We start from the raw sequence: 15682 nt of genomic DNA, 5'->3' as shown, positions 1-15682 counted from the left end.
GCCCAGGCCCGGCACAGGAGCGAGAAACGCTCCCGATCGACTACCCAAGGTGAGGTGTCACCCGTTCGAACGCCTGTCCGGCGTGTCCGATTCGGTCATCGACGGATGCTTTGCTAGCGTGCCCGCTAGCAAACGGCTAGCGGGAGTGGCGTTGGACGCGACGGAGAAGACGGTGGCGATGCCGCCACAGCGGCCGCGGTTCGAGCGGGTCCAGCTCAACACCCGGGTCCGGGTGGAGATCGAGCAGATGCTGCAGCGGTTCGTCGTCGACCACAACACCACGCTGCAGGGCTCCGTGGACCTGGCGCTGGCCGAGTTCCTCGAGGCGCGGGGCTATCCCCTGCCCCAGCCGACGGACGACGGGAGAAGCCGGTGAGCACGCCGGGCATCAATCAGCTCGACGCCGATCTGCAGAAGACGGTTCGGCGCACGTCGTACATGCGGCAGCTGTTCTACGTCGTCGTGCTGCTCGTCGCCCTGGCCGGTCAGGTCTCCGGCGCCGTCGAAGCCCTCGGCATCCCGATGATCTGGGCGATCCCCGCGGTCGGCGCGCTGGAGCTCGGCGGCATCGTCGTGCTGGCCAACGCCGACGTGCGCCGACGCCTCGGCGAACGCGCGATCGCCTCGCGCATCCTGTCGGCCGCCATCGCCGCGTTCGCGGTCGCATTCAACTGGATGGCCCACGACAACAAGCTCCTCGCCGGCTTCTTCGCCGGGATGTCGGCACTGGGCTACCTCGTCTGGCTCATGCACACCGAGAACCAGCGCCGCGACCGGCTACGGGCCAAGGGCGACCTGCCCCCGACCACCCCGGCGTATGAGGTGGTGGGCCACTGGATCCGCCACCCCTGGCTGACCCTGCGCGCGAAGAACCTCGCGAAGACCGACACCGCCCTTGGCCTCTACTCCTCCATCGCCGCCGCGAAGGCGGAGAAGCGCAAGGAGCAGCGCACCGCCGCGATCGCCAAGGTGCTGCACCGCAAGATCCGCGCCGCGGTCGACCCGACCACGGCCGACATCGCCGTCGCCGTCTACGACCTCGACGAGATCGCGGTGCGCCTGGCCGACGGCGCCGACTACGACGGACTGACCGCGCTCATCGCCGCCGACCTCGCCCCCGCCCGCCTGGCCGCGGCGACCGGCACACCGGCGAGCGCGCCGCCCTCCCAGCACGCGGCGGCGCAGCCCGATCCGCTGCCCGTGCTCGACACCGAGGAGCAGCACGCGCTGCCCACCGCAGACGAGCGCGACGCGGCCCGCGATGCCGAACTCCCCGCAGAGCCCCCCGCTGAACTCCCCGCGTCGCGGCCCGAGCAGCGCCGGACCGCCCTCGATGAGCGGCCACGCGCGGCCCGCGACGACGAGCGGCGGGCGGCGCGCGAGGCGGTGGCCCGGGTCACCGCAGCGGTCGCCGAGGCGACCGTCGAGATGCCCATCGTGCCCTCGCCGCTGGGCGAGTTGCGCGGCGAGTTCGAGGGGATGCTCTCGGCGTCGCGCCGGCCGCGCTCGCGCACGGCGCCGGCGACCTACGAGACCAGTGAGAGGGCCGAGATCGCCGAGGAGCCGACGCTGACCCCGACGCCGCTGGTGCGGGAGGGGTCGCTGCGCAATCAGGTGTACCAGGTGCTGCACGACCACGTCCCGCCGAACGAGCGGCGAGACGTGGTGGCCCTGACGACACTGGTCGGCGACCTGCTCGACCTGGACGACGCGGAGCGGATCACCGCCTCCACCTACGTGAGCAGCTGGAAGAGCGAGGTCGACGCCGGCCGCCACGCCGCGGTCGACGGCCGCCACCTGCAGGGCATCGCCCCGGCGCAGAGCTGAGCCCGCCAATACTGGTAAGTCCCGCCGCCCGGCTGCCGGAAAGGCGGGAGGTGCGGGTCCATGGCGAGGTTGCTCGTGGTGGACCGTCCTGCTCCTGCGCCAGCTGCTCGGATGGGGAACTCTCGAGCAACGGCATCCCGCCGGTATCACGACGCGACTGCGCCGCGGACTCACCTCCCGGCGATCGCCCACGCCCGGCGCCCATAGCCGGACAAACGAACTCTGCAGCCGAACTTAGGCAGCCCGCGAGCAACGTTTCCGTGATCATGCGCCTGGCGTCCACGACGCGCGGGGTTCGCCGTGATCACGGAGTGAACGTGCTGCTTCTGGTGCATGTTCACTCCGTGATCACGGCGAACACGATGGCCGGTCGACGCAGATCGCAGGCGCGGCCAGCGCCACCCGAACTCGGCTCGCGATGCCGAGCGCCCAATTGACGGGCGCTCTTACCTACCGCCGGGCGCGGCCGGATCACTGCTGCGCGGTACCGCCTTCTTCGACGGCGGCGGGGCGACGCCGCACCTGCTGGTCCTGTCCGGCTGGGCCGTGCTCGGCCTGATCATGGTGGGCGCCGCCGCCCTGCGGCCGCGCGGGCGGCGCGACGCCGGCACGACCGCCACGGAGCGCGAGCGGCTCGTGGCGGGCCTGACGGACCGCCCGAAGTCCCCGGCCGACGAATGAGCCGGGGACGTTCGCCGTGTCGCCCTCAGCTGTTCAAGGCCGTCGTCGGCGGGATTCGAGCCGCACGCGCGGCCGGGTAGAGCCCGGCCGCCGCGCCGATCACGAGCGTGCAGGCCAGTCCCACAGCCACGGCCAGAGGAGGAACGACGATCGGCCAGTCGTTGAGCGGGGCGATCACCGTGGTGACCGCGGCGCCGAGGAGGGCGCCCATGACGCCGCCGAACGCGGAGAGGACGAGTGCCTCGGCGAGGAACTGGACTCGGATGTGCGCCCGGGTCGCGCCGAGGGCGCGACGCAAACCGACCTCCCGGTGGCGTTCGATGACGGAGATGATCATTGTGTTGGCGACGCCGATCCCGCCGACGAGGAGTGCGATACCGCCGAGCCCGACGAGCAGGCCGGTGAAGGCCTGATCGATCGCGGCCTTCGCAGCGAGTGCGTCGGAGGGTCGTGAGACGCTCACATCGCTCGGGGACTGCGGTTGGACCGTGGGCGGCAGCAGGGAACGGACTCGGTTCAAGGCGGCCTCGACCGACCGTGCGTAGACGGTCGACGGGTTGCCCTGCCATCCGAACAGCCTCGTCGCGGCCGGTCCGCCGATCAGTGCGGAGGAGTCCAGCTCGGGCGCCAGCGGCGACGCGGCCAGGATGCCGATCACCGTGAAAGACCGGCCACCCAGCCACACCTGCACGCCCGGTGCCACCACGCCCAGCCGTTCGGCGGCGGTGGCGCCCAGGACGACGGAGGGGAAGGTAGCCGTGGCGGGGTTCAGCCATGCGCCGGCGCTCAGCCTGCTCCGGGTGACATCAAGCAGGTCCAGGTCGGCCGCGACCACCTGGAGGCCGCCGGTCGCCGACGGATCGATCAGCTCACTGCGGTACACGTGGACCGCCGGGAGCACCGCGACGCCGCTCGCCGCCTCGACACCCTCGACGAGCCGGACTTTGCCGATGGCCTCGGGGGGCAGCTCGGTCTGCTCACCGAAGAGGTTCCTGGCCGGTTCGGCGCGCAAGAGATTGGTGCCCAGGCTGGCGATCTGCTCGTTCACTCGCTGCTGGCTGGACGCCGAGATGCCGACCACCGCGAGCATCGCCGCGATGCCGATGGCGATGCCGAGTGCCGAGAGGACGGCCCGCAGCGGGCGGGCCCGCACTCCAGCAACCGCGAGGCGCGCGATGTCGGCCGGCAATAGGGCGGAACGCGGAGTGCCGGTCATGCGGCCCGCTCCCCGCTCTGGGTGGTCTCGCACTGGTCGGGGCGCGAGTCCGAGACGACCCGCCCGTCGCGCACCGCGATGCGCCGGGGGAAGAGCGCGGCGAGTTCCGCGTCGTGGGTGATGACGATGACCGTCGTGCCCGAACCGTTCAGTTCGCGAAGCAGCGCGACGACCGAGGCGCCCGATTCCGAGTCCAGATTGCCGGTCGGTTCGTCCGCGAGCAACAGCACCGGATCGCCGACGACGGCGCGGGCGATCGCGACCCTCTGGCGCTCACCGCCGGAGAGCTGATTCGGCTTGTGGCCGGTGCGATGACCGAGGCCGACACGCTCCAGGGCGAGCCGGGCGCGGCGGCGGCGCTCGGCTCGCGGAACGCCGGAGTAGAGCATTCCGTCCGCCACGATGTCGAGCGCCGAAACGCCCTCTGCCAGATGGAACTGCTGGAACACGAACCCGATGCGATACGCCCGCAGCGCCGACAGTTCGGCATCCGACATGCGCCGCACGTCGACCCCGGCGATCGTGGCCGAGCCGGCGGTCGGCCGGTCGAGGGTACCGATCAGGTTCAGCAGCGTGGACTTGCCGGACCCGCTCGGGCCGACGACGGCCACGAGCTCGCCCTGATCGATCGACAGGCTGACGCCCGCGCAAGCGAGTACCGACGGCTGGCCGTAGCCGCGCTCGACACCGTCGAGCCGGATGATCTCGTTCATATCTTCGGGACCACCACGTGCTGTCCGGCCTCCAGCCCGTTGCCGGAGATCTCGACACGACCGCCCGCGAAGAGCCCGGTCGCGACGGGGACAAGATCGACCGTGCCGTCCGAGCGCACCACTTCGACACCGAAGTGCTGGTCATCGAGCGCGATCAGTGCGCTGACCGGAACCGAGAGTACGTGCTCACGGATCTGGGCCGGGAAGCTGACCGTCACGACGGCCTGCTGCAGATCACCGCCGGCCGCCGGGTCGTCGAGCGTCACCACAACCGGGATGACGACGTTCTCCTTGTCGCCTCCTTCCTGCTGGGGTGTGCCGACCGAGAGGACCTTCCCCGTGGTCCGCGTGCCGTCCGGGAGCGTGATCCGCACCGCGCCGCCAACCTTCGCCAGCTGCTGATTCGCCAGCTGAAGCTTCACGGACACCCGCTTCTGCAGCTCTGTGACCGACAACACCGCGGCGCCCGCGCCGACGGCGCCGCCCCGCTGCGTCTTGACGGACTGGACGCGCACATCCCCCTGGTCGAACACGATCCGGCCGAGGTCGACGCGACCCGTCCGCTCCTGACCGGTCGCCTTCTGCCAGGCGAGGATCGCCGACGTCGTACTCCCCGTGAACTTCCGGTCAGGCTTGCCGTTGAAGAAGCCGAGCGTCTTCAGGTTCTCCTCGAGCTGCTGGATGTCGGGGCCGTCGTCCATCCCGGACCTGAACGACCGCCAGGCCGGGAGGGAGCCGTGGAAGAGGAACACCGGGACGTTGTCCACCGAGAAGAGCGGCTGGCCCACGCCGACGGTCACCCCCGGCCGCGGGGCCGCCGTGAGCACGCCGGACAGCGTCGACCCGACGTCGTGCGGGTCGGCGTACGCCAGCGTGCCGGAGGCCTTCACCGAGCCGGAGAGCGTTCCGCGCTCGATCGGCGCCTCCCCGGCGGTGAGGTGCTTACGCGGGGCGGGCGGCTCAGCCAGCGCCGCGGCGGCGATGGCCGCCCCGCCGCCCACGATCGCGAGGGCGGCGACGACCGCGGCCGCGATCCAGCCGCTCCTCCCCCGCCGCCGGCGGTGCGCCTGAGCAGCGTCATCCGGGGACGTCATCATTCCCCAGCCGGCGTCAGCGCGCCCATGACGCCGCCGCATTTGTCGAGGACGTTCTGGGGCGCGCCACTCGGGATTTTCAGTCCCTCGCCGGGAACGGGATCCGGCACATTCACGCCATTGTCACGGTAGCAATTCGCCACCTTGAGCAAATACTTTTGCTGCTCCTTCTCGATCTTCGCCTTCTCGTCCTTGCTCAGGGGCGGCGGCGTGCCCAGTTGCTCTGTGCACTTGTTCAGAACGGCCTCCGGCGCGGGCCAGGCGTTCATGTTCACGCCGATGCCCTCCTCGGCGGGGGGCGGGTCCTGCACGTCGACCCCGTTGTCGCGCAGGCACTGCGTGTACTTGAGCGTCCAGGCCTGGCGGGAGCCGGCGGCCGGCACGGAGGAGGAGCCGCCGGGGGCGCCGCCGTCCGCGCATCCGGTGAGCGCCACCAGCAGGGCGGGCGCGGCCAGGATCATCGCCATGCGGCCGGGGGAACGGGTGCGCAGCGTCATGAAAGGTGCCCTTCCGTTTCGAGACGCTCGATTGCGAGCGCTGGGCCCCAGTCAACGGAGAGTTGTGTTTCAGCCGCGTTCAGGGATTCCTTTATGTTCCCGTGACAGCGCATGTGGTGAAATGCCCGGGAAACCGTAAGGGGGCGCCATGCGTGTGCTGATCGTGGAGGACGAGGTCTACCTCGGCGAGGCGATCCAGACCGGGCTGCGGCGGGAGACGATCGCGACCGATCTCGTGCACGACGGTGAGCGCGCGGTCGACGAGCTGAGCGCGAACGACTACGACGTGGTTGTGCTCGACCGTGACCTCCCGGGCCTGCACGGCGACGACGTCTGCGCCTGGGTGGTGTCCAACCGCCCGGCCTGCCGGGTGCTGATGCTGACGGCCGCCGGCGGCCTCAGCGACAAGGTGAGCGGCTTCGAGCTCGGCGCCGACGACTATCTGGCGAAACCGTTCGACTTCCCCGAGCTGGTGGCGCGGCTGCGGGCACTCGAGCGCCGCTCGGCGCAGGCCCGGCCCCCAGTCATCGACAGCGCCGGGGTGCGGCTCGATCCGTTCCGGCGGGAGGTCTACCGAGATGGCCGGCTCGTGCGGCTGACTCGCAAGGAGTTCGCAGTGCTGCACGTGCTGATGCGCGCGGACGGCGGGGTGATCAGCGCCGAGACTCTGCTGGAGAAGGCGTGGGACGCCAACGCGGACCCCTTCACCAACACCATCAGAGTGACGATCTCGAATCTGCGCAAGCGGCTCGGAGCGCCGTCGGTGATCGAGACGGTGCCCGGCAGCGGATACCGGTTCGGCACGTGAGTCGGGGAAGGCGCCGGTTCACCCTCCGTGCCAGGCTCGCCGTCACGTACGCCGCGCTGCTCGCGGTCACCGGCGCCTTGATGCTCGGCGTGGTGTACGCGTTCATGCGCTACGTGCCCGCCTATTCGCTTACGCCAGTAGCAAGCGTCGGGCCCCTCCACGATCTGGCCACCGTCGCCCCGGAGGCATCCGCGCCGGCTTCGGCGACCCCGACCAATCTCAACTCCGTGTTCGCGACCCCCGAGGTCAACAACGCGAACGACCTCTTCACGTTGCTCTTGGCGGTTTCGGTCGGCGCCTTCCTCATCCTCGCGCTGATCGGCGCTCTGGTCGGCTGGATCATCGCGGGCCGAATGCTGCGCCCCCTGCAGGCGATCAACCGCGTGGCCAAGAGCGCGGCGGCGGGTGATCTCACGCAGCGTGTCGGCGGCGACGGGCCGCACGACGAACTGCGCGACCTCTCGGAGACGCTCGACGACATGCTCGCGCGGCTGGAACGATCCGTCGGCGAGCATCAGCGTTTCGCCGCGAACGCCTCCCACGAGCTGCGCACCCCGATCGCGACCACGCAGACGCTGCTGGATGTCGCGCTCGCCGACCCGGACGTCGACCTGCCCACGCTGCGCCGGACGGCGGAGCGGATCCGCGAGATGAACCGGCGCAACCGAGAGACGATCGAGTCTCTGCTGGCCCTCGCCGACGCCGGCGGCGGACAGCTACGCCATGAGCGCGTGCGGCTCGACGCGCTCGTCCACGACGCCCTGCGCGTCGAGGAGTCCGCAGCGGAGGCGCTCGGCCTCACCGTCGGGGCCGACCTGGTGCCGGCCACGATAGTCGGCGATCCGGCGCTCCTGCGGCAGGCGGTGGCCAACCTCGTGCAGAACGCGGTGCGGCACAACGTGCGCGACGGCCGCATCCGGATCACCGTCGACCGAACGCCGGCGGCCGTGAGCCTCATCGTCGAGAACACCGGCGCGGCGCTGTCGGAGGACCTCGTCGCCACGCTGACCGAGCCGTTCGTCCGCGGCCACGGTCGCGTGGCCGGTCCGGGCAGAGGACACGGGCTTGGGCTGACGCTCGCGCGCAGCGTGAGCGAGGCGCACCACGCCCGGCTCGTCCTCCACACCCGCCGCGAGGGCGGCCTCATCGCCGAAGTCCGCTTCCCGGCGGCGGGCGACGACGGCTGACTCTCGGCGTTCGGAAGCTCGCACCAACAACGATTGGTGGCGGCCTGCACGGTGACGTAACGGTAAGCCGCGTCGAACGCCCCGTCCCACCGCGCGACGAGGTGATATCCGGCCGCACGGCTTGGCGCCGGCCGACTGCTTGCACGAACGTGGCAGTTATGGCCGTACAAGCACGCAGCCGGCGCCTGCTCATTCTCGGCATCTGTTGCATGAGCCTGCTCATGGTCGGCCTCGACAACACGATCGTGAACATCGCGGTGCCGGCGATCGGGCGCGACCTGCGGGCCCCGCTCTCCGGCCTGCAGTGGACGATCGACGCGTACACCCTTGTCCTGGCCAGCCTCCTGCTCATGGCCGGCTCCACCGCCGACCGCGTCGGGCGCCGCCGGACCTTTCAGACCGGCCTGGTGGTGTTCTCGATCGGCTCGCTGCTCTGCGGCCTGGCGCCCTCGCTCGGCTGGCTGATCGCCTTCCGGGTGGTGCAGGCGATCGGGGGTTCGATGCTCAACCCGGTCGCCATGTCCATCATCACGAACGTGTTCACCGACCGGCGCGAGCGCGCCCGGGCGATCGGCGTGTGGGCCGGGGTGGTCGGCATCAGCATGGCGCTCGGCCCGGTGGTTGGCGGTTTGCTGGTCCAGAGCACCGGCTGGCGCACCATTTTCTGGATCAACGTGCCGATCGGCGCGGCCGCCGTCGTGCTCACCGCGCTGTTCGTGCCCGAGTCGCGCGCCCCGCGGCCCCGGCGGGTCGACCTGCCCGGCCAGGCCATCGTCCTGGTACTGCTGGCCAGCGCCACCTACGCGATCATCGAGCACGAGCTCGTGGCCGGTGTCGTGGCGCTCGTGGCGCTCGTGGCACTGCTGCTGGTGGAGCCGCGCCGCCCCGAGCCGCTCGTGGACATCAGGCTGTTCCGCAGCCCACCGTTCTCCGGCGCCACCTCGATCGCCGTCGCCGCGTTCGGCGCGCTCGCCGGCTTCCTGCTGCTCAACACCCTCTACCTGCAGGAGGTACGCGGCTTCTCCCCGCTGCACGCCGGCCTGCTCACCCTGCCGATCGCGGCGAGCGCGCTGGTCCTCGGCCCGCTCTCGGGCCGGCTGGTCGGCGCCAGCGGCCCGCGCGCGTCGCTGCTCGTCGGCGGCGCCGGGATCGCCGTCAGCGGGCTGCTGCTGACGGCGCTCACACCACACACGCCGATGGCGCTGGTGCTGGCCGCGTACTTCTCGTTCGGCATCGGCTTCGCCATGGTCAACCCGCCGATCACGGTCACCGCGGTCTCCGGCCTGCCCACCGCTCAGGCCGGCGTCGCGTCCGCGTTCGCCTCGACCAGCCGCCAGTTCGGCTCGGTGCTCGGCATCGCCGTCCTCGGCGCCGTGCTCGCCGCCGGCCTGCGGGGCCGCCCGCTGCCCGCCGGCTTCAGCTCGGCGAGCCACGTGGGCTGGTGGATCATCGCCGGGTGCGGCGCCGTCATCCTGGCCATCGGTTTGCTCACGACAGGACGTTGGGCGATGAGCCGGCAACCCGATGCGGAGCTCGTCGATGCCTGACCCGCGAACCGCTCGCCAAGCTCGCCACGGCGACGAAGCTCGGCCGCGCGGAGGCGGCCCGGGCCGAGGAGATCCTGGCCCGGCCGCCACCGCGGATGCTCGCCTCGACCCTGAGGAATCGACCACGCCGGTCCGCGGCCAGGCCCGCATCGTCGCGAAGCTCAGGCTCCGCCCGAGCGGCCGTCGCGGTCAGGAACGGCGGGACCAGCCGAACGGGTCGTCGGCCAGGCCGCGCTGGATGCCGACGATCGCGTCGCGGATCGACGACGTCACCGGGCCCTCCTGCCCGCCACCGATGAGAAACTCGCCGTCGCGCGACCGCGCGGTGCCGATCGACGTGATGACGACGCCCGTGCCGCAGGCGAAGGTCTCACGCAGCTGCCCGGTCGTGGCGTCGGTGCGCCACTCGTCCAGAGAGCACGGCCGCTCCTCGACGCCCCAGCCGCGGTGGCGGGCCAGCGTCAGGACCGAGTCGCGGGTCACGCCCGGCAGGATCGAGCCGTTCAGCGGCGGGGTGACGAGCAACGGGGCGCCGTCGCGCTCGTACACGAAGAAGAGGTTCATGCTGCCCGACTCCTCGATCCACCGGTGCTCCACGGCGTCGAGGTAGACGACCTGGTCGCAACCGCTCTCCTGGGCCTCGACCAGCGCCCGGAGGCTGACCGCGTAGTTGGCGGCGGCCTTGACCCCGCCGGTGCCGCCGGGGGCCGCGCGCGAGTAGTCCTGCGAGACCCAGACCGTGACCGGCTTGGCGCCACCGGCGAAGTAGGAGCCCGACGGCGAGGCGATGACCGCGAAGAGGTACTCCGAGGACGGCCGCACGCCGAGGAAGGGGTCAGTGGCGATCATGAACGGGCGGATGTAGAGGCTCTGCCCCTCGCCCGCCGGCACCCAGTCTCGGTCGGCCTCGACCAGCGTCCACACCGCACGCAGGAACAGCTCCTCGGGCAGCTGCGGCATGGCGAGCCGCTCGGCGGTCGCGTTCAGGCGGCGGGCGTTGGCCTCGGGGCGAAAGAGCCCCACGCCGCCGTCGGGCATCGCATACGCCTTGAGTCCCTCGAAGATCTCCTGGCCGTAGTGCAACGCGGCGGTGGCGGGCGAGAGCGAGAGCGGACCGAAGGGCACTAGTCGGGCGTCGTACCACCCTTTATTCTCGGCATACCGGATGGTGACCATGTGATCGGTGAAGAACCGGCCGAACCCCGGATCGGCGAGCAGGGCGGCGCGCTCCTCGGCCGGGCGGCGGGTGGCGGGAGCGATGTCGAATTCGAGCATCCACGAACTGTAAGCGAATCCTGAACGATCCCTAAGTAGCTTCCCGGCCACTGGTCGGTAACAACGGCCAGCCTGCAGAACGCCTAAAACAAGCCGGCGGGCGGCGCGGGAGAGGACGTGGCGGTGGCGTCGGTCACCACGCGCGCGCCGCCGATGAGCTTCGTCAGATCGTCGCCGGAGACCAGCCTGGCCGGAAACGGGTCCGCGGCGGCGGCGCGGGCCAGCGAGGCCTGCGGGATGCGGCCGGGCTCGGCGGCGGCCACCAGGACCACGTTGCCGAAGCGCCGGCCGCGCAGCACGGACGGCTCCGCGAGGAGCACGATCTCGCCGTACACACGGCGCAGGGTCGCCGCCTGGCCGCGGGCGAAGGCCAGGCCGGAACCGTCGGCCAGGTTGGCCACGTAAAGGCCGCCGGGGCGCAGCAGCCGCGCGGCCGCGGTCAGGAACTCCAGCGACGCCAGGTGCGCCGGGACCCGGGCGCCGCGGTAGACGTCGGCGACGACCAGATCGAAGCGGCCCGGGGCGAGCGACTCGACCGCGGCCCGGGCATCGGCCGCCCGGACCCGGATGTCGGCGCCGCGCGGCAGCGGCAGCTCGCGCCGCACGAACGCGATGAGCGCCGCGTCGAGCTCGACCACGCGCTGGGAGGAGCCGGGGCGGGTGGCGACCACATACCGCGGGATGGTCAGCGCACCCCCGCCCAGGTGCAGCGCCGAGAGCGGCACGCCGGCCGGGGCCATCGCGTCGATGACCGAGGCGATGCGGCGCATGTATTCGAAGTCCAGCAGCCGCGGATCCGAAAGGTCGAGCGCCGACTGCGGATATCCGTCGACCAGCAGCGTCCACCGGCCCGGCCGCCCGTCGTCCGGGCACAGCTGCGCAACACCCCCGTCGATCTGCTCGACGACACCCATACCTCGTTTACGCCCGCCCACGTATGCAATTTTGCAATTTGCACTGGCACGCATGTGAGCCTGGGCAACGGAAACTACGTTGCGTATACAGCTCGGCTACGCAGGAGGAGTTGTCCGATCTCGGCTTTAGGACGACGATTCTGTCGACCTTCGACTCATTGTCCGGACCCGAAAAAGACCGGAGGCGCGATGCAAGTACCCGCCGCATTCGAATACGCGAAAGCCACAAGCGTCGGGCAGACCCTGGAGCTGCTGGCTCACTGGGGTGAGGATGCCCGTGTGATCGCCGGCGGCCACAGCCTCATCCCGATGATGAAGCTGCGCCTGGCCCGCCCGACAGCGCTCATCGACATCAACGACGTGGCCGAGCTGTCATACATCCGGGTCGAGGGCGCCGAGCTGCGCATCGGCGCGCTCACGCGGCACGCGGACCTGCTCGCCTCGCCGCTCGTCGAGGAGCACTACCGCATCTTCGCCGACGCCGAGCGCGTGATCGCCGACCCGCTCGTGCGCAACCGCGGTACCGTCGGCGGCTCCCTGTGCCAGGCGGACCCGGCCGAGGACCTCTCCGCCGCGTTCGCCGCGGTCGACGCCTCGGTGGTGATCCAGGGTGCGCGGGGGTCGCGCACCGTGCCGCTCACCGAGTTCCACGTGGGCCCGTATGAGACCGTCGTCGAGCCCGGCGAGCTGCTCACCGAGATCCGGGTCCCGATCCGGCCCGGCGGCGGCTCGGCGTACCACAAGGTGGAGCGCCGCGTCGGCGACTGGGCGGTCGCGGCCGCCGGTGCCGCCGTCTGGCTGGAGCAGGACACGATCCGGACCGCCGGGATCGGCCTCACCGCCGTCGGCGCCGAGCACTTCCGCGCGGCCGAGGCCGAGGCGTTCCTCGCCGGCAAGCCGGCCACCGAGGAGACGTTCGCCGAGGCGGGGCGCATCGCCGCCGAGAACACCAACCCGATCGCGGACCAGCGCGGACCGGTCGACTACAAGCGGCACCTCGCCGGCGAGCTCACCGTGCGCGTGCTGCGTGCCGCGACCGCCCGCGCGCGAGGGCAGGAGGCCTAGGACATGCAGATCACCGTGACGGTGAACGGCGAGCGGCACACCCGCGACGTGGAGCCACGGCTCCTGCTGGTGCACTTCTTGCGCAACGAGCTTGGCCTCACTGGTACGCACTGGGGCTGCGACACTTCCAACTGTGGCGTGTGCACCGTGACGCTGGACGGCGTGCCCGTGAAGTCCTGCACCGTGCTGGCGGTCATGGCCGACGGCAAGCAGGTCGGCACGGTGGAGGGGCTGGAGGGCCCCGACGGGCTCGACCCGGTGCAGCAGGGCTTCGTGCAGTGCCACGGCCTGCAGTGCGGCTTCTGCACGCCGGGCATGATGATCACCGCCCGCGTCCTGCTCGACAAGAACCCCGACCCGTCCGAGCAGGAGATCCGGGAGGCCATCTCCGGCCAGCTCTGCCGGTGCACGGGCTACGAGAACATCGTCCGGTCGGTCCGCTGGGCGGCCGAGCACCAGGCGAAGGAGGGTGCGCAGCCATGACCGTGACCGAGAACCCCACGCCGATGGGCTTCGGGCGGATGCACCGCAAGGAGGACGCGCGGTTCGTCCGGGGCAAGGGCAACTACGTCGACGACATCCAGCTGCCCGGCATGCTGCACGGCTCGTTCCTGCGCAGCCCCTACGCCCACGCGAAGATCGTCTCGATCGACACCAGCGCCGCCGAGGCACTGCCCGGCGTCAAGGCGGTCATCACCGGCGCGACGCTGGAGACGCTCAAGCTGGCCTGGATGCCCACCCTGTCGTACGACACCCAGGCGGTGCTCGCGACCGACAAGGTGCGCTTCCAGAACCAGGAGGTCGCGTTCGTGGTGGCGGAGAACCACTACATCGCCCGCGACGCCCTGGAGCTGATCGAGGTCGACTACGAGCCGCTGCCGGTCGTCGCCGACGCCAAGCAGGCGCTCGCCGAAGGCGCCCCGGTCATCCGGGACGATAAGGAAGGCAAGACCGACAACCACATCTTCGACTGGTCGGCCGGGGACAAGGAGCAGACCGACCGGGTCTTCGCCGAGTCCGAGGTCGTGGTCGCCGAGGACATCCTGTACCCCCGGGTGCACCCGTCCCCGCTGGAGACGTGCGGCGCCGTCGCCGACTTCGACAAGGTCAGCGGCAAGCTGACCATCTACTCCACCACGCAGGCGCCGCACGCGCACCGCACGGTGTACGCGCTCGTCGCCGGGCTGCCCGAACACAAGATCCGGGTCGTCTCGCCGGACATCGGCGGCGGCTTCGGCGGCAAGGTCGGTATCTACCCCGGCTACGTGCTGGCGATCGTCGGCTCGATCGTCACCGGCAAGCCGGTCAAGTGGATGGAGGACCGCAACGAGCACCTGACCGCCACCGCGTTCGCCCGCGACTACCACATGCGCGGCGAGATCGCGGCGACGAAGGACGGCAAGATCCGCGCCCTGCGGGTCAACGTGCTCGCCGACCACGGCGCCTTCAACGGCACCGCGCAGCCGACGAAGTTCCCGGCCGGCTTCTTCCACATCTTCACCGGGTCCTACGACCTGGAGGCGGCGTCCTGTGACGTCACCGGCGTGTACACCAACAAGGCGCCGGGCGGCGTGGCGTACGCCTGCTCGTTCCGCATCACCGAGGCCGTGTACCTCGTCGAGCGCATGATCGACGTGCTGGCCTACGAGCTGAAGATGGACCCGGCCGAGCTGCGCATGAAGAACCTGCTCAAGCCGGAGCAGTTCCCGTACACGACCCCAACCGGCTGGGAGTACGACTCGGGCGACTACCCGAAGGCGCTACGCCTGGCCATGGACATGGTCGAGTACGAGAAGCTGCGCCAGGAGCAGGCCGAGAAGCGCGAGCGCGGCGAGCACATGGGCATCGGCATCAGCTTCTTCACCGAGGGCGTGGGCGCCGGCCCGCGCAAGCACATGGACATCCTCGGGCTGGGCATGGCCGACGGCGCCGAGCTGCGCGTGCACCCGACCGGCAAGGCCGTGCTGCGGCTGTCGGTGCAGACCCAGGGCCAGGGGCACGAGACGACGTTCGCGCAGATCGTCGCGGAGGAGCTCGGCATCTCCCCCGACGACATCGATGTCGTGCACGGCGACACCGACCAGACCCCGTTCGGCCTGGGCACCTACGGGTCGCGCTCGACCCCGGTGTCCGGCGCGGCCACCGCGATCGTCGCCCGCAAGGTGCGCGACCGGGCCCGGATCGTGGCCTCGGCGATGCTGGAGGTCTCCCCGGACGACCTCGACTGGGAGAAGGGCCGCTTCTTCGTCAAGGGCGACCCGGACCAGGGCAAGACCATCCAGGAGATCGCGATGGCCGCGCACTCCAGCCTCGAGCTGCCCGAGGGCGTCGAGGGCCACCTGGACGCGACGACCGTCTACAACCCGCCGAACCTCACCTACCCCTTCGGCGCGTACATCTGCGTCGTCGACGTCGACCCGGCCACCGGCCAGGTCAAGGTGCGGCGGTTCATCGCGGTCGACGACTGCGGTGTGCGGATCAACCCGATGATCGTCGAGGGCCAGGTGCACGGCGGCCTCGCCGACGGCATCGGCATGGCGCTCATGCAGCTCATGGCGTTTGACGAGGACGGCAACCACCTCGGCGCCTCGCTCATGGACTACCTGCTGCCGACGGCGCTGGAGTGCCCCTCGTGGGAGCTCGGCGAGACCGTCACCCCGTCGCCGCACCACCCGATCGGTGCCAAGGGCGTCGGCGAGTCGGCCACGGTCGGCTCCCCGGCCGCGGTGGTCAACGCCGTGCTCGACGCGCTCAAGCCCTTCGGGGTGCGCCACGCCGACATGCCGCTGACCCCGTCGAACGTCTGGCGGGCCGCGCAGGGCCGCCCGATCCGCACCGACCTGGCCATCAGCTAGTCC

The 15682-nt window shown here is 71.1% G+C and carries 15 protein-coding genes; 9 read left to right on the top strand and 6 right to left on the bottom strand.

The features are described 5' to 3' along the window. Positions 1-151: 151 nt before the first annotated feature. The 3 genes from AB0367_RS01865 to AB0367_RS01855 all read left to right on the top strand — a co-directional run bounded on the left by AB0367_RS01865 (position 152) and on the right by AB0367_RS01855 (position 2508). Positions 152-376: a hypothetical protein gene (locus AB0367_RS01865; protein WP_366224261.1), complete on the top strand. Its 225-nt coding sequence runs from the start codon at positions 152-154 to the stop codon at positions 374-376. Further along, positions 373-1827: a hypothetical protein gene (locus AB0367_RS01860; protein ID WP_366224260.1), complete on the top strand. Its 1455-nt coding sequence runs from the start codon at positions 373-375 to the stop codon at positions 1825-1827. The genes AB0367_RS01865 and AB0367_RS01860 overlap by 4 nt, the downstream gene beginning before the upstream one ends. Before the next feature lie 546 nt (positions 1828-2373). Then, complete coding sequence (locus AB0367_RS01855; RefSeq protein ID WP_366224259.1) at positions 2374-2508, top strand: hypothetical protein; 135 nt, start codon at positions 2374-2376, stop codon at positions 2506-2508. A gap of 25 nt (positions 2509-2533) precedes the next feature. Here the strand turns inward: AB0367_RS01855 and AB0367_RS01850 are convergent, their stop codons facing one another. Genes AB0367_RS01850 through AB0367_RS01835 form a run of 4 tightly spaced genes read right to left on the bottom strand, consistent with a single transcriptional unit; the run spans position 2534 to position 6028 of the window. After that, positions 2534-3724, bottom strand: coding sequence for an ABC transporter permease (locus tag AB0367_RS01850; protein WP_366224258.1), 1191 nt, complete (start codon positions 3722-3724; stop codon positions 2534-2536). Then, positions 3721-4437, bottom strand: a complete 717-nt coding sequence (locus AB0367_RS01845) for an ABC transporter ATP-binding protein (RefSeq protein WP_366224257.1) — start codon at positions 4435-4437, stop codon at positions 3721-3723. The genes AB0367_RS01850 and AB0367_RS01845 overlap by 4 nt, the downstream gene beginning before the upstream one ends. Further along, positions 4434-5531 carry a peptidoglycan-binding protein gene (locus tag AB0367_RS01840; protein ID WP_366224256.1) on the bottom strand — a complete coding sequence of 366 codons (1098 nt, stop codon included), beginning with the start codon at positions 5529-5531 and terminating at the stop codon, positions 4434-4436. The genes AB0367_RS01845 and AB0367_RS01840 overlap by 4 nt, the downstream gene beginning before the upstream one ends. Next, the gene (locus AB0367_RS01835; protein ID WP_366224255.1) at positions 5531-6028 is read right to left on the bottom strand and encodes a hypothetical protein; all 498 of its coding nucleotides are present in this window, start codon (positions 6026-6028) and stop codon (positions 5531-5533) included. Before AB0367_RS01835 ends, AB0367_RS01840 begins: the two co-directional genes overlap by 1 nt. A gap of 148 nt (positions 6029-6176) precedes the next feature. On the opposite strand from AB0367_RS01835, the gene AB0367_RS01830 reads away from it, so the two are divergent. The 3 genes from AB0367_RS01830 (at position 6177) to AB0367_RS01820 (ending at position 9570) form a co-directional block, all read left to right on the top strand. Then, positions 6177-6836 carry a response regulator transcription factor gene (locus tag AB0367_RS01830; protein WP_366224254.1) on the top strand — a complete coding sequence of 220 codons (660 nt, stop codon included), beginning with the start codon at positions 6177-6179 and terminating at the stop codon, positions 6834-6836. Then, on the top strand, positions 6833-8023 hold the full coding sequence (locus tag AB0367_RS01825; RefSeq protein ID WP_366224253.1) for a HAMP domain-containing sensor histidine kinase: 1191 nt from the start codon (positions 6833-6835) through the stop codon (positions 8021-8023). Before AB0367_RS01830 ends, AB0367_RS01825 begins: the two co-directional genes overlap by 4 nt. Before the next feature lie 158 nt (positions 8024-8181). Next, positions 8182-9570 (top strand): MFS transporter, encoded by a 1389-nt coding sequence (locus tag AB0367_RS01820; RefSeq protein ID WP_366224252.1) that lies wholly within the window; start codon positions 8182-8184, stop codon positions 9568-9570. A 189-nt stretch (positions 9571-9759) separates the two neighbouring features. On the opposite strand, the gene AB0367_RS01815 is transcribed toward AB0367_RS01820, so the two are convergent. Then, positions 9760-10845, bottom strand: coding sequence for a branched-chain amino acid aminotransferase (locus tag AB0367_RS01815; RefSeq protein ID WP_366224251.1), 1086 nt, complete (start codon positions 10843-10845; stop codon positions 9760-9762). Positions 10846-10928: 83 nt separating this feature from the next. Then, positions 10929-11759 (bottom strand): fused MFS/spermidine synthase, encoded by an 831-nt coding sequence (locus AB0367_RS01810; protein WP_366224250.1) that lies wholly within the window; start codon positions 11757-11759, stop codon positions 10929-10931. A gap of 189 nt (positions 11760-11948) precedes the next feature. Between AB0367_RS01810 and AB0367_RS01805 the strand changes: the two genes are divergently transcribed. The 3 genes from AB0367_RS01805 to AB0367_RS01795 are packed head-to-tail and all read left to right on the top strand — an operon-like array spanning position 11949 to position 15679. Then, complete coding sequence (locus tag AB0367_RS01805; RefSeq protein ID WP_366224249.1) at positions 11949-12824, top strand: xanthine dehydrogenase family protein subunit M; 876 nt, start codon at positions 11949-11951, stop codon at positions 12822-12824. A 3-nt stretch (positions 12825-12827) separates the two neighbouring features. Next, complete coding sequence (locus tag AB0367_RS01800) at positions 12828-13307, top strand: (2Fe-2S)-binding protein (protein WP_366224248.1); 480 nt, start codon at positions 12828-12830, stop codon at positions 13305-13307. Continuing rightward, on the top strand, positions 13304-15679 hold the full coding sequence (locus AB0367_RS01795) for an aerobic carbon-monoxide dehydrogenase large subunit (RefSeq protein ID WP_366224247.1): 2376 nt from the start codon (positions 13304-13306) through the stop codon (positions 15677-15679). Before AB0367_RS01800 ends, AB0367_RS01795 begins: the two co-directional genes overlap by 4 nt. Positions 15680-15682: the final 3 nt, after the last annotated feature.

The sequence above is a fragment of the Dactylosporangium sp. NPDC051484 genome (assembly GCF_040689395.1).
Taxonomy (GTDB): Bacteria; Actinomycetota; Actinomycetes; order Mycobacteriales; family Micromonosporaceae; genus Dactylosporangium.
Note: the sequence above shows the minus strand (reverse complement) of the source record. Positions and strands in the feature narration are given on the sequence as shown.

What these genes read in the sequence shown, in the direction of transcription:
- AB0367_RS01820 (WP_366224252.1), top strand. Translation starts at nt 8,182, where the DNA reads ATGGCCGTACAAGCACGCAGCCGGCGCCTGCTCATTCTCGGCATCTGT.
- AB0367_RS01810 (WP_366224250.1), bottom strand. Translation starts at nt 11,759, where the DNA reads ATGGGTGTCGTCGAGCAGATCGACGGGGGTGTTGCGCAGCTGTGCCCG.
- AB0367_RS01795 (WP_366224247.1), top strand. Translation starts at nt 13,304, where the DNA reads ATGACCGTGACCGAGAACCCCACGCCGATGGGCTTCGGGCGGATGCAC.
- AB0367_RS01840 (WP_366224256.1), bottom strand. Translation starts at nt 5,531, where the DNA reads ATGACGTCCCCGGATGACGCTGCTCAGGCGCACCGCCGGCGGCGGGGG.
- AB0367_RS01805 (WP_366224249.1), top strand. Translation starts at nt 11,949, where the DNA reads ATGCAAGTACCCGCCGCATTCGAATACGCGAAAGCCACAAGCGTCGGG.
- AB0367_RS01815 (WP_366224251.1), bottom strand. Translation starts at nt 10,845, where the DNA reads ATGCTCGAATTCGACATCGCTCCCGCCACCCGCCGCCCGGCCGAGGAG.
- AB0367_RS01835 (WP_366224255.1), bottom strand. Translation starts at nt 6,028, where the DNA reads ATGACGCTGCGCACCCGTTCCCCCGGCCGCATGGCGATGATCCTGGCC.
- AB0367_RS01830 (WP_366224254.1), top strand. Translation starts at nt 6,177, where the DNA reads ATGCGTGTGCTGATCGTGGAGGACGAGGTCTACCTCGGCGAGGCGATC.
- AB0367_RS01800 (WP_366224248.1), top strand. Translation starts at nt 12,828, where the DNA reads ATGCAGATCACCGTGACGGTGAACGGCGAGCGGCACACCCGCGACGTG.
- AB0367_RS01845 (WP_366224257.1), bottom strand. Translation starts at nt 4,437, where the DNA reads ATGAACGAGATCATCCGGCTCGACGGTGTCGAGCGCGGCTACGGCCAG.
- AB0367_RS01850 (WP_366224258.1), bottom strand. Translation starts at nt 3,724, where the DNA reads ATGACCGGCACTCCGCGTTCCGCCCTATTGCCGGCCGACATCGCGCGC.